This is a genomic window from Provencibacterium massiliense (assembly GCF_900169495.1).
Taxonomy (GTDB): Bacteria; Bacillota; Clostridia; order Oscillospirales; family Ruminococcaceae; genus Harryflintia; species Harryflintia acetispora.
This window is the reverse complement of record NZ_FWCH01000012.1, coordinates 1,314,905-1,327,446: the sequence shown is the minus strand read 5'-3', so window position 1 is coordinate 1,327,446 and position 12,542 is coordinate 1,314,905. Positions and strand designations below refer to the sequence as shown.

At 61.3% G+C, this 12,542-nt stretch carries 12 protein-coding genes and 2 tRNA genes; 10 read left to right on the top strand and 4 right to left on the bottom strand.

From position 1 onward, the window contains the following. Nucleotides 1-114: 114 nt before the first annotated feature. The 3 genes from B5477_RS11430 to B5477_RS11420 all read left to right on the top strand — a co-directional run bounded on the left by B5477_RS11430 (nt 115) and on the right by B5477_RS11420 (nt 1,214). Nucleotides 115-201, top strand: a tRNA-Ser gene (locus B5477_RS11430). A 391-nt stretch (nt 202-592) separates the two neighbouring features. Next, a tRNA-Ser gene (locus tag B5477_RS11425) sits at nt 593-683 on the top strand. Between the two features lie 78 nt (nt 684-761). Beyond that, nucleotides 762-1,214: a GNAT family N-acetyltransferase gene (locus B5477_RS11420; protein ID WP_079699805.1), complete on the top strand. Its 453-nt coding sequence runs from the start codon at nt 762-764 to the stop codon at nt 1,212-1,214. 80 nt (nt 1,215-1,294) lie between these two features. Here B5477_RS11420 and B5477_RS11415 read toward each other — a convergent pair whose 3' ends face one another. The 3 genes from B5477_RS11415 to B5477_RS11405 all read right to left on the bottom strand — a co-directional run bounded on the left by B5477_RS11415 (nt 1,295) and on the right by B5477_RS11405 (nt 5,817). After that, nucleotides 1,295-3,337 carry a bifunctional diguanylate cyclase/phosphohydrolase gene (locus B5477_RS11415; protein ID WP_079699804.1) on the bottom strand — a complete coding sequence of 681 codons (2,043 nt, stop codon included), beginning with the start codon at nt 3,335-3,337 and terminating at the stop codon, nt 1,295-1,297. A 26-nt stretch (nt 3,338-3,363) separates the two neighbouring features. Next, nucleotides 3,364-3,717 carry an Hpt domain-containing protein gene (locus tag B5477_RS11410; RefSeq protein ID WP_159449020.1) on the bottom strand — a complete coding sequence of 118 codons (354 nt, stop codon included), beginning with the start codon at nt 3,715-3,717 and terminating at the stop codon, nt 3,364-3,366. Between the two features lie 168 nt (nt 3,718-3,885). Next, the gene (locus B5477_RS11405; protein ID WP_079699802.1) at nt 3,886-5,817 is read right to left on the bottom strand and encodes a sensor domain-containing diguanylate cyclase; all 1,932 of its coding nucleotides are present in this window, start codon (nt 5,815-5,817) and stop codon (nt 3,886-3,888) included. Between the two features lie 164 nt (nt 5,818-5,981). On the opposite strand from B5477_RS11405, the gene B5477_RS11400 reads away from it, so the two are divergent. From B5477_RS11400 to upp, 6 genes are read left to right on the top strand one after another with little or no spacing between them, the layout of a single operon-like run. Beyond that, the gene (locus tag B5477_RS11400; RefSeq protein ID WP_242942191.1) at nt 5,982-7,001 is read left to right on the top strand and encodes an asparaginase; all 1,020 of its coding nucleotides are present in this window, start codon (nt 5,982-5,984) and stop codon (nt 6,999-7,001) included. A gap of 57 nt (nt 7,002-7,058) precedes the next feature. Beyond that, nucleotides 7,059-8,726, top strand: coding sequence for a formate--tetrahydrofolate ligase (locus B5477_RS11395; RefSeq protein WP_079699800.1), 1,668 nt, complete (start codon nt 7,059-7,061; stop codon nt 8,724-8,726). Between the two features lie 12 nt (nt 8,727-8,738). Then, entirely contained in the window at nt 8,739-9,173 is a 435-nt protein-coding gene (gene tsaE / locus B5477_RS11390; RefSeq protein ID WP_079699799.1) for a tRNA (adenosine(37)-N6)-threonylcarbamoyltransferase complex ATPase subunit type 1 TsaE, read from the top strand. Continuing rightward, the gene (gene tsaB, locus B5477_RS11385; RefSeq protein WP_079699798.1) at nt 9,170-9,874 is read left to right on the top strand and encodes a tRNA (adenosine(37)-N6)-threonylcarbamoyltransferase complex dimerization subunit type 1 TsaB; all 705 of its coding nucleotides are present in this window, start codon (nt 9,170-9,172) and stop codon (nt 9,872-9,874) included. Before tsaE ends, tsaB begins: the two co-directional genes overlap by 4 nt. Then, nucleotides 9,871-10,317: a ribose 5-phosphate isomerase B gene (rpiB, locus tag B5477_RS11380; protein ID WP_079699797.1), complete on the top strand. Its 447-nt coding sequence runs from the start codon at nt 9,871-9,873 to the stop codon at nt 10,315-10,317. Before tsaB ends, rpiB begins: the two co-directional genes overlap by 4 nt. A gap of 19 nt (nt 10,318-10,336) precedes the next feature. Then, nucleotides 10,337-10,969, top strand: a complete 633-nt coding sequence (upp, locus tag B5477_RS11375) for a uracil phosphoribosyltransferase (RefSeq protein ID WP_079699796.1) — start codon at nt 10,337-10,339, stop codon at nt 10,967-10,969. Nucleotides 10,970-11,270: 301 nt separating this feature from the next. Here the strand turns inward: upp and ymfI are convergent, their stop codons facing one another. Beyond that, nucleotides 11,271-12,011, bottom strand: a complete 741-nt coding sequence (gene ymfI / locus B5477_RS11370; RefSeq protein WP_117508123.1) for an elongation factor P 5-aminopentanone reductase — start codon at nt 12,009-12,011, stop codon at nt 11,271-11,273. 110 nt (nt 12,012-12,121) lie between these two features. On the opposite strand from ymfI, the gene B5477_RS11365 reads away from it, so the two are divergent. Continuing rightward, nucleotides 12,122-12,361 (top strand): hypothetical protein, encoded by a 240-nt coding sequence (locus B5477_RS11365; RefSeq protein WP_079699794.1) that lies wholly within the window; start codon nt 12,122-12,124, stop codon nt 12,359-12,361. The last annotated feature ends 181 nt before the right edge of the window (nt 12,362-12,542 follow it).

The window sequence follows — 12,542 nt, the reverse complement described above, 5'->3', positions numbered from 1 at the left end:
TTTTACAGGGAAACTCAATCGCCGCAAAGAGGAAAAGCGGACAAACTCCTGGATGGATTCTATTGACACGGCTGGTAAATTGTGATATTATATTTTGGCTGACATGCCGTAGATGGAGAGATGTCCGAGCGGTTTAAGGAGCTGGTCTTGAAAACCAGTGACCCGAAAGGGCCGTGGGTTCGAATCCCACTCTCTCCGCCACTTCTTTTTTGAAGAGACTTGGCAGAGAGGGATTCGAACAGGCGGTTGCCGCGCGCAGCGCGGTCAAAAGCTGCCGGTGGCAGGTTTTGCCGCCGCGGGTAGAATCCCACTCTCTGAGCCACTTTCTTTTTTGAAGAGTGGCGAAGAAGGATTCGAAGCGCGGGTAACTTTCAAGAGGGTTCAAATCCCTCCTTCTCCGCCAATTTTCTCGCGATTGGCGCCGACCGCTCGAGGTCCCGATTTCCCCTTTCCTCTCCATTGACTGCTTCCAATGGATCGCATGCCGTCGCCAAGAGGCACGGAGAACCACATCGCTGCGGCACTCAGTAACCAAAACTTAACATTGTGAGGAGCCGGGCCCCTGTGCCCGCGTTCCCTTCACTTTGACCATGGAGAAGTACTCAAGTGGCCGAAGAGGCGCCCCTGCTAAGGGCGTAGGGCGGGTAACCGTCGCGAGGGTTCAAATCCCTCCTTCTCCGCCAAAACCGCTTAAACATTCGTTTAAGCGGTTTTTTATTGCAATTAAAACGTAAATCGTTGCCGGAGGTGAAAGCCGAAACATGGAAATTCAATGTATCCAGCCGGGCGATGAGTTGTGGCTTCGCACGACGGAATATGCGCGCGGCTGTTCGTGGCGGGCAGGGAAGTATTTGGCGGCTGAAATGGAAAACTGCCATTTTACAGAATGGGAGAGGGTGTTCGTTGCCACCCAGCAGGATGAGATCGCGGGATATTGCACCGTCTCCAAGAAAGACTGCATCCCAAACGTCGCCTATTCGCCCTATATCAGCTTTGTTTTTGTAGGGGAGAACCATCGCGGCAGACGGCTGAGTAAAAGGATGATTGATTGCGCCTGCCGGTACCTGGACGGCTTGGGGTTTGAAACGGTCTATCTCGTCAGCGGCGAGAAGGGACTTTATGAAAAATACGGCTTTGTAAGGATCGACGAAAGGAAATCCCTTGAGGGGCATCGGGAGCAGATCTTTCAAAAAACATTGGACTGGACAGAATGAAAGCGCCCGGAAGGAATTTTCTTCCGGGCGCTTTTGTGTGGATAAATACCCCAGTAGAGCGGGGGGATAATCCTCCATATTTAGTGATCCATCGGGGAGAGCACGCTCATCAGCTCCTGCATGGATTCGTCGTCATAGTAGCAATAGCGGTCCTTGCCGTTTTTCTTGGCCGCATACAGCGCCTGGTCGGCCGCGTGGAAAAGCTGCTCGTACCCGCCCGCGTTTTGGGGGAAGAGGGCGATCCCCATACTGACCGAGACCTCGAAGGATTGGAACTTGCCGTGCAGCGTACCGAAAATCCGCTCCACGATCGGTTCAATGTTCCCTTGGTATTCCAAAAACAGGAGGAATTCGTCCCCGCCGACCCGCGCGGCGATGTCCCCGCTGCGCACGCTCTTCTGAATCATCCTGGCCACATGCTGCAGCACCTGGTCGCCGAACATGTGCCCGTACTGGTCGTTGGCCTGTTTGAAGTTGTCCAAATCGAAGAGCGCCAGTGCGAAGGATTTGCCGTCCAGTGCCAGCGCGCGGTTGATCCAGTTGCGGGCCGAGGAGTGGTTGCTCAGCTTGGTTAAAGAGTCCTGTTCGGCCAGCTTTTTGAGATGCTCGAGGCGAAGCTGCTCCTCGTGCACGTCCACGAATTTGCCGATCACACCCACGATCTTCCCCGCCTCGTCCCCCTCCCAGAGCGGGCGGGCGACCGCCTTGTACCAGCGGTCCTCCCCCTTGACATGCAGGCAATAGGAGGCGCTGGCGATCGGCTTTTCCGGCGTGACCTCCTGCAGCCGGCGGCGCAGGTCGGCATAATCCTGGGCGGAAAAGACCTGCTGCAGCTGCGCGTCGTTGGAAGGATGCTCGATGAGCACGCTCAGCCCGAGCTGGCGCGCGCCCCATTCCGAGAGGGAGAGCAGGCTGGTCTGATAGCTGTACTCGAACTGGATCTCGTTGGACATCGAGGCGAAGAACTGGTACTTGATCCGCTCCTGCTCGAGCAGCGTCAGGGTGCGGTTGGAGATTTTTCCGCTGGCGATCATCTGGCTGGAAAGCTCCTGGATGCTCGCATCGTTGATCCCGCCCAGGGAGCGCAGCTTTAATTCCTCCTCCAGGTAGGGCCCGACCTTGCGCAGGCAGTCCAGCAGCAGGGGGTTGAAGGCGCCGCACTCCCCGCTCAGGATCATCTTCATGGCGGTCTCATGCGGGTAGGCGGGCTTGTAAACGCGCACGTTGGTCAGCGCGTCGTACACGTCCGCGAGCGCCACCACCTGCGCCTCGATGGGGATGGTGTCCCCCATCAGCCCATCGGGGTAGCCTTCACCGTCCCAGCGTTCGTGGTGCCAGCGGCAGATGTTGTAGGCGATCTGCAACAGCTCTTCGTGGTGGCGCTGCAGCGCGTCCTCCATGATCTGCGCGCCGATGAGGGAGTGGGTCTTCATCACCTCGAACTCCTGCGGAGACAGGCTGCCCGGGCGGTTGAGAATATCCTCGGGGATCGAAATCTTGCCGATGTCATGCAGGGCCGAGGCGTTGACGATCAGCGCCATGCGCGCGGCGGAAAGGGGATAGCGCCCGCTGATCTCCTGCAAATTGCGCAGCAGGATTTCGGTCAGGGTGCGGATGTGCAGCACATGCAGCCCGCTTTCCCCGTTGCGGAATTCGACGATGTTGGAGAGGATCTCCACCATCAAAAAATTGTTGCGCTCCTTCTCCACGATCTGCTCGGCCACCATGCTTTCGAGCACCTTCTGCTTGGAGTAGAGCATGATGGTGTTGCGCACCCGGCGCTGCACCGTCTTCTCGTCGAAGGGCCGGCTGATGTAATCGCTCGCCCCCAAGTCATAGGCGTGGTCGATGTAGGTGGAGGCGGTTTCCGAGGAGATGGTGATCACCGGGATGTGCTCGATCCAGCCGTTGCGGTTCATCAGCGACAGGACCTCGAAGCCGTCCATCTCCGGCATGACGATGTCCAGCAGCACCAGGGAGATTTCCCCATGCCGCTGCGACAGAAGGGAGACCGCCTCCACGCCGTTGGCCGCTTCCAGGATCTCGTAGTCCGGGCCGAGCATGTCCGCGAGCAGGGAGCGGTTCATCTCGGTGTCATCCACGATCAGTATCAGGTTTTTCATGTTGGCCCTCTTCCTTTTTTGTATCCTCAGGCTTCCAGTTCCCGGATACAGGCAATGGTGGCCTCATAGTCCTGCCGCAGATGCTCGAGCATGGGGGCCGAGGCCGGGGTAATCGTCCCGCCGCGCAGCTCCTCGGTCAGGGCGCAGGCCGAGGCGTAGAGCGACGAAAGGCCGAGATTGACGCTGACCCCTTTGAGGGAATGCACCGCCCGGAACGCCTCCCCGGCATCCCCGCGCTCATAGGCGCCGCAGAGCAGCGAAAAGCTCGGGTCCTGCGGGAACTTGGAAAGGAAGCGCAGGAGCCTCTCCTGCGTGCCCATCCGGCGCAGCACATCGTCATAGTCCGCGCCGAGGTTCTCGAAGCATTCTTTTATCGTCATGGCTACCTCCATCGTTTGGCTCTATATGGCAGACCGGCGCGGCCCCAAGGCCGGCTGCGCCGTTTCTATTACTGTAACGCCGCGACAGCGCTCCTGCAGGAAATAATGAAAAGGCGGGCGCCCGCGGGAAACCCTCCGGGATGGCGCCCGCCCCAAGCGGCAAGGCTGTCAGTGCGCGCTTTCATAAAGGGTGAAGCCGTTTTTGCCGCGCGCCTTGGTCTGATAGAGCGCGGCGTCGGCGTTTTGATAGAGGCTCGCGAAGTCGCGCCCGTCGCGCGGGGCGAAGGCCACGCCGATGCTCGCCGAGATGTGCCAGCTCTTCCCGCCGCAGGCGTAGGAGCGGTCCAGGTCGCGGGAGAGCGCCTTGACCTTATCCGCCGCGAAGCGCTCCTCGGGGATGGACAGGAAGGCCACGAACTCGTCCCCGCCAATCCGCCCGAGCACGTCGCCGCTCCTGAAGTGGCTGCGGATCACCTGGGTGAACTCCTTGATCACCCCGTCGCCGAAGGCGTGGCCGAAGAGGTCGTTGGCCTGCTTGAAGTTGTCGATATCGAAGATGAAAAAGGCGAACAGCTCGCCCGGCCTGTCGTAAAGCAGTTTTTCGATCCGCCGCTGGGTGGCCGACTTGGTCAGCAGGCCGGTCATCTCATCGGTCAGGGCCAGCAGCTGCAGGCGCTGTTCCTGCTGCTTTTCCGGTTCGATGTTCTGCCGGTAGGTCAGCATGTGCAGCGAGTTGTCGCTGTCCAGGTGCACCAGACGGGCGGTGATGCGCATCCAGTAGTAGGTGAGCCCGTCCCGGGTGATCATAAATTCATAGCGCAGGGTCTCTTCGCCGCTCTCATAGGCGCGGATCACATTTTGAGGGCAGAAGGTCCCGATATACCCTTCGCGGTATTCCTCCTTGATCTGCTTTTGGGCGATGATCTGCAGCGCCTTGTCGAAGGGAGTGCCCGCCGGCGCGCCCAGGCTCTCGAAGTAGCGCTCGGTCTCCTCGTTGGCGGCCCGGTTGTGGGTGATGTCCAGCTCGTAGATGTTCTCGAACAGCTGGCCGGTGGCCTGCTCGAAGATGGTGCGGCGCTCCTGCTCGATCGACTGGGCCAGGGCGACGATCTGCCTGTTAAAGGAGCGGATCACCCGGGTGATGACCACCAGGATTCCCGCCACGATGACCGAGATGATCAGCACGGTCAGCCTCATCTGGCGGTTGAGGTCGGCCACCAGCGCGGCGGTGTCCCGCTCGACCACCAGGTGCCAATCGAGCTCGGGCAGGAAGCGGGAGACGATATAATTGCTCCTCGGCTTCCCGTCGAGGTCGGAGGTCCAGAACCGGTTGGGGGATTCCTCCTGCCTCCAGCCCAGCACCTCCTGGCGCGCCCGGGCGTCGTAATGCCGCAGCTCGAACAGGCTGCGCTGCTCATAGCCGGAGTATCGGGAGGAAATTTCGATCCTCCCCTCCTCGTCGATCAGGTAGACCCCGACGCCGTAGTCCCGCTCGTAATCGAGCAGCATCTCCTGCAGGTTGTCGATCCTCAGCCCGACCCCCACGACCCCCATGACCGTGCCGTCATGGTCCTTGATCTGGCAGTTGACGAAGACGGTGACCTCGTTTTGCGCCCCCTCGACCTCGTCGTTGTCCACGTTCATCGAGTAATCGAGCCCGCTCTCCAACAGGTTGTAGTACCAGTCGTTTTCCGGGTTTCCCTGAGTGAGGACCCGGTCCAGGCCGTTAAAATTATAGTAGCGCCCGGTGGCGGTGGAGACCAGGAAAACCGAATCGTAGCCATATTTATCCCGGTAGCCGGAAAGAAACCCCTGCAGGGTTTCGGTATAATCACCGTCGTCGAGGTGACCGGCCTCCTCGGAGAGGAAGTCCCGCAGCAGGCTGTCGTTGGCCATGGTCAGCGAGACGTTGACGGGTTTGGCAAAGGTGGAGGTCATCTGGTAATAGATCCCCTCGCTCGTCAGGTCGGAGACCTGCTCGATGCTCTGGAGCGAGGCGCTGTAGTTGGTGCGGTAGCTGAGGATGGCGGTCCCCAAAAAGCCCGCCACAATAATCAGGCAGACCAGGAAATTGGTGCGCATCAGGATGTTCTTTTTCATAATTTGGCCTCCATCGCCGCCCGGTGACCGGTCTATTTCATTGTATTACAAATCCCAGCCCGAATCAATTGTTTTTTGAAAAGGCGCCGGGGCCGCGGCAGCGCGTTGGGCCCTGCAGGCAAAGGTTGTGCGCGCGCGGCATTTGTGCTATCATGGGGCTCAGAATGAAAAAAGGACTGCTGAAAAGAATGAAAAAAATCCTGCTGATCGCCACCGGCGGCACCATCGCTTCAAAAAAGACCCAAAATGGGCTCGCGCCGCAGCTGAGCCCACAGGAGATGCTGCGCTTCCTGCCGGACTTCGGCGCGCTGTGTTCGGTGGACTGCCTGCAGCCGCTCTGCCTTGACAGCACAAACATCCGCCCAGAACACTGGCTGCTGCTCGCCTCGCTCGTCGAGCAGCATTACGCCGCCTACGACGGGTTCGTCATCTGCCACGGCACCGATACCCTCGCCTACACGTCGGCGGCCCTGTCCTATCTTTTGCAGCGCTGCCAGAAGCCGGTCATCCTCACCGGCGCGCAGCTCCCGATCGACGAGGAGATCACCGACGCCAAGACCAACCTCCTCGACAGCCTGCGCTGCGCCTGCTCGGACCTGCAGGGGGTCTATCTCTGCTTCAACGGGCACGTCATCGTTGGCACCCGCGCGCGCAAGACCCGCTCGAAGAGCTATAATGCCTTTTCATCCATCAATTTCCCCGACCTCGCCACCATCCGCGACGGGCACATCGTGCGCTACATCCCGGCGGCGCAGCCCGAGGAGCCGCGTTTTTACCACCGGCTCAACACCCGGGTTTTCCTGCTCAAGCTGATCCCCGGCCTGCCGCCCGAGGCGTTCTCGGCGGTGGGGGAGCTGTGCGACGGGCTGATTTTGGAAAGCTACGGCGTGGGCGGGATACCCGCGCAGTATCTCGAGGCGCTGGACAGGCTGATCGCGGCGGGCAAGACGGTGGTGATGGCGACCCAGGTGCCGCAGGAGGGGAGCGATCTTTCGGTCTATGAGGTGGGGCATCTCTTAAAGGAGCGCTACGACCTGCTCGAAACCTACGACATGACGCTCGAATCCACCGTTACCAAGCTGATGTGGGTGCTCGGGCAGACGGGCGACCCGCAGCAGGTGCGCAGGCTCTTCTACCGGACGGTGCACTACAACATCCTCTTTCACACCCGGCAGGAGGAATAGCGGGCCCAAAAAATTGTGCTATAATGATACCAATATCAATTACAGGGGGCGTTCATCATGTTATCGGACATTGAAATCGCACAGGGAGCTTCCATGCTGCCCATTTCCAAGGTAGCCGAAAAACTCGGGATCGGCGAGGACGAGCTCGAGTGCTACGGCAAATACAAGGCCAAGCTCTCGGACGCGCTGATGGCGTGGCTAAGGGACCGGCCCGACGGCAAGCTGGTGCTGGTCACCGCCATCAACCCCACCCCGGCGGGCGAGGGGAAGACCACCACCACCGTGGGGCTCGGGCAGGCCATGCAGAAAATCGGCAAGAAGGCGGTCATCGCCCTGCGCGAGCCCTCGCTCGGCCCGGTGTTCGGGATCAAGGGCGGCGCCGCCGGCGGCGGGTATGCCCAGGTGGTGCCGATGGAGGACATCAACCTGCACTTCACCGGGGATATGCACGCCATCACCAGCGCCAACAACCTGCTTTGCGCCATGCTGGACAACCACCTGCAGCAGGGAAATGCGCTCGGGATCGACCCGCGCAGGATCCTCTTTAAGCGCTGCCTGGATATGAACGACCGCGCGCTGCGCTCGACCATCGTGGGACTGGGCGGAAAGATGAACGGCGTCCCCCGCGAGGATGGCTTCCAGATCACCGTCGCCAGCGAGGTGATGGCGATTTTGTGCCTGGCGAGCGACATCACCGACCTGAAACGCCGTCTGGGCGACATCCTCGTCGCCTACAAATATGACAACTCCCCCGTTTACGCGCGCGACCTGCGCGCCGAGGGCGCGATGGCGGCGCTCCTGCGCGACGCGCTCAAGCCCAACCTCGTGCAGACGCTGGAAAACACCCCCGCCATCGTGCACGGCGGTCCGTTCGCCAACATCGCCCACGGCTGCAACTCGGTGCGCGCGACCAAGCTCGCGCTCAAGCTCGCCGACTACACCATCACCGAGGCGGGCTTCGGCTCGGACCTCGGGGCCGAGAAATTCCTCGACATCAAGTGCCGCTACGCCGGGATCGCCCCGAGCGCCATCGTGCTGGTGGCGACCCTGCGCGCGCTCAAGTATAACGGCGGGGTGGAGAAGGCCCGGGTCGGCGAGCCGAATGAGGAGGCGCTGCGAGCGGGGCTCTGCAACCTCGAGGCGCACATCGAAAACATGCAGAAGTACGGCGTGCCGGTGATCGTCGCCATCAACAAGTTCCCCACCGACACGGCCGGGGAGCTCGAGCTGCTGGCCGAATACTGCCGCCGTCGCGGGGCGCGCTTCGCCCTCTCGGAGGTGTTCGAGCGCGGGGGCGAGGGCGGCGTGGCGCTCGCCAACGCCGTCGTCGAGGCCTGCGAAGAGCCGGGATGCTTTAAGCTCCTTTACGATGAGAAGGCGCCCATCAAAGAGAAGGTCGCGACCATCGCGAGAGAGATCTACGGCGCCGCGGGCGTCGTCTATTCCCCCGCCGCGCAAAAGGCCATCGCCGGGATCGAGGCGCTGGGCAAGGCGGAGCTGCCGGTCTGCGTGGCCAAGACCCAGTATTCCCTCTCGGACGACCCGAAGAAACTGGGCCGCCCGCAGGGGTTCGAGCTCTCGGTCAAGGACGTGCGCCTGAGCGCGGGGGCCGGCTTCATCGTGGTCTACACCGGGGACATCATGACCATGCCGGGGCTGCCGAAGGTCCCCGCCGCCGAGCACATCGACGTGGATGGTGACGGCATCATCTCCGGGCTGTTTTAAAGGGGCGGCGGCATGACGACCTATCACACCCACTCCCCGCAGGAGACCGAGACGCTCGCCGCCACGATGGCGCAGCGCCTGCGCGCGGGGGACGTAATCGCCTACCGCGGCACGCTCGGCGCCGGGAAGACCTGCTTCACCCGGGGACTGGCAGCGGGGCTCGGGATCAAGTCGGCGGTCAGCAGCCCCACCTTCGCCCTGGTGCACGAGTACCGGGGCGAACGCCTCACCCTCTACCACTTCGACATGTACCGGATCGAGGGGGAGGACGACCTCTATTCCACCGGCTTTTACGATTATCTTAGCGACCCGCGCGCCCTGCTCGCCATCGAGTGGAGCGAAAACATCGACTTTGCGCTGGACTTTCCCCACATCACGGTGGAGATCGCCCCCGGTGCAAAGGAGGACGAGCGGGTGATCACCATAAAGGGGGACGGGCGGTTTTGAAGCTGCTTTCACTCGACGCTTCCTCCAAGGCGGCCTCCTGCGCCCTGGCCGAGGACGGACGCCTGCTGGGGGAATACTATGCCGACTGCGGGCTGACCCATTCGCAGACCCTGCTGCCGATGGTGCGCCAGCTGCTCGACACCACCGGCACCAAAACGGAGGAGATCACCCACGTCGCGGTCTCGAAGGGGCCCGGCTCCTTCACGGGGCTGCGCATCGGGCTCGCGGCGGCAAAGTCGCTCGCGGCGGGGCTCCACGTGCCGCTTTGCGGGGTGAGCACCCTGCTCTCCCTGGCTTATAACCTGCGCGGGATGCGCGGCACCGCCTGCACGGTGCTTGACGCGCGGCGGGGCCAGGTCTACTATGCACTCTTCGCGCTAAAGGACGGTGCGGTGCGCAGGCTCTGCGAGGATCGGGCCGGGCCGATCGGGGAGCTAAGGCAGGAGCTAAAAAATGTCGAGCCTCCTCTCTTTTTGGTTGGAGACGGGGCCATGTTGTGTTATAATAGTTTACAGGAAACCACCGAGGGCCTTGCGCTCTCGCCCGAACACCTGAGGCTGCAGCGCGCGTCCTCGGTCGGCTATGCCGCGCTTGCGCTCGGCGAATGGGATTCGGCCGGCGCGCTCGTCCCGAGCTACCTGCGCCTGTCGCAGGCGGAGCGGGAGCTGCTGGAAAAGGAAAAGAAGGAGGCGGATTCATGATAGCCATCGGAGCGGACCACGGCGGCTATGCGCTCAAGGAAGAGATCAGGGCCCATCTCGACGAACAGGGTGTGGCCTACAAGGATTTTGGAACCTATGAGGGGAAGAGCTGCGACTACCCGGACATCGCCGAGGCGGTGACCGGCGCCATCAATGCCGGCGAATGTGAGCGCGGCATCCTGATCTGCGGCACCGGGATCGGCATCTCGATCGCGGCGAACAAGGTGAAGGGGATTCGCGCGGCGCTCTGCTCGGACTGCTACAGCGCCAAATACACCCGGCTGCATAACGACGCGAACGTCCTTTGCATGGGCGGGCGGGTGATCGCGGGCGGACTCGCCTGCGAGATCGTGGACCTGTTTTTAAATACCGCCTTTGAGGGCGGGCGGCACCAGCGCCGGCTCGACAAGATCGCGGCGATCGAGGAGCGAAACGAACATTAAAATAACGGAGGAAAACGATATGGGCATTCAGCCAGTCATCCTGGATCATCCGCTGATCCAGCACAAGATTTCACTCATGCGCGACAAGAACACCGGCTCGAAGGAGTTCCGTGAGCTGATCACCGAGGTGACCATGCTGATGTGCTTCGAGGCCACCCGCGACCTTCCGCTCAAGGAGGTGGAGATCGAAACCCCCATCGCCCTGGCCAAGACCAAGGTGATTTCGGGGCGCAAGCTGGCTTTCGTGCCCATCCTGCGCGCCGGGATGGGGATGCTCGACGGGGTACTTAAGCTCCTGCCCGCCGCCAAGGTGGGACATATCGGGCTCTACCGCGACCCGGATACCCACCTGCCGGTGGAGTATTACTGCAAGCTGCCCAGCGACATCAGCGAGCGGGACGTGATCGTGATCGACCCCATGCTCGCCACCGGCGGCAGCGCGATCGACGCGATTTCGCAGGTCAAGAAGCGGGGGGTAAAGTCGATCAAATTTATGTGCATCATCGCGGCCCCCGAGGGGCTCGAGGCGCTGACGGCCGCCCATCCCGACGTGCCGGTCTATATCGCCGCGCTCGACGAGCGGCTCAACGAGAGCAAGTATATCGTCCCGGGCCTCGGCGACGCGGGGGACCGCATCTACGGGACCAAATAATTCTTCCTTGGATTTTCAAGGCGCGCTGTGGAAATTTCACAGCGCGCCTTATTTTGTCGAAAAACTCTGTTGCTCAAAGAATGCACGCAGAATCCCGGCAATGAATCGGGTTCCTAAGGGAGCGAACAGCGCAATGGCGACGCCCCCTTGGCGAGGAGTTTGAGGGCGAGAAGCCCTCATAAAACGTAAGAAAGGGGAATCAAACCGTCCAGTGGACGGTTTGGCGGGAGAACCCCAAGAGGGGTTCTCCCGCCCTTTGCGCGAATCGCTCCGTTTTCATGCTGATTATCTGATCTTCCCTTTAAATCACAAACCCTCCGTTCGGGCTGAGCACCTGCCCGGTGATGAAGTCCGCCCCCTCGCTCGCCAGAAAGAGCACGGCGCTCGCGATGTCCTGCGGGGAGCCGATCACCCCGAGCGGCGTCTCCTCGCGCAGCGCGGCGCGGGTGTATTCGTCAAGGCCCTGGTTCATTTCGGTATCCACCACTCCGGGCGCGACGCAGTTGACGGTGATCCCGCTCGGCCCCAGCTCCTTGGCCAGCGCCTTGGTCATCCCGATGAGCGCCGCCTTGGCCGCCGAATAGTGCACCTCGCAGGAAGCCCCAGCGATTCCCCAGATCGAGGAAACGTTGACGATCTTCCCCTGCTGACGCGCGATCATGCCGGGCAGCACGCACTGGCAGCAGTGATAGGCCCCGTCCACGGTGACGGCGAACATCCGACGCCACTCGGCGGGCGATATGCTGCAAAAGAGCTTTTGCTGCGCGATCCCGGCGTTGTTGACCAGCACGTCCACCCGGCCGAAATCGAGGTTTATCTGCCGCACCATCCGCTCGACCTGCGCGCGCTCGGACACGTCCGCCTGCACCGCGATCGCATCGCACCCGCCCGCGATCAGCTCGCGCGCCAGCGCCTCGGCGCGCGCCGCGCTCTGGTTATAATTGATCGCCACGCGGTATCCCGCCGCACCGAAGGCCCGCGCGCAGGCCAGCCCGATCCCGCGGGATGCGCCGGTGATCAGTACCACCTTTGACAATGCCACCGCCCCCTTTTGCCATCATTATAACAAATTTCAAAAATTTTGTCTGCTCCTTGTTCGGATGATCGCTGTGCCGCGTGGAACACTAATCAAAAAAGAAAGGAGCAATTTTTATGGATAAACCGCGCGGTACCCGCCCTTACGATGCGCAGGATGACGACGAGCTTTTCGACGAAAGCTTCACCGTGATGTCCTCGACCGAGTGCACCGGACTGATCCCCAGCGCCCCGACCGACGAGGCGCAGATCGATTCCTACGCTGAAATATACGACATCCCGCTCTCCAAGGACAAAACCAACGCGAAATTGCAGGACGAGAGGCGCCACGGGGAGATCCCGGGCCACCAGGAATAAGCTTAGCCTTCCCATTGTCTGCGCTTTGATACCAGCCGGCCGGGGCCCGCATAAACTGCGGGCCCCGGCCGGTTTTTATCCTGAAACGGCAAATCGGGGTGGAGCCCTTTACAGAGGGGTTAAAGGGAAATAAACATTTTTTGAATATTCCTTTTCTCGCCGCGCTTTGACTTGAATAAGC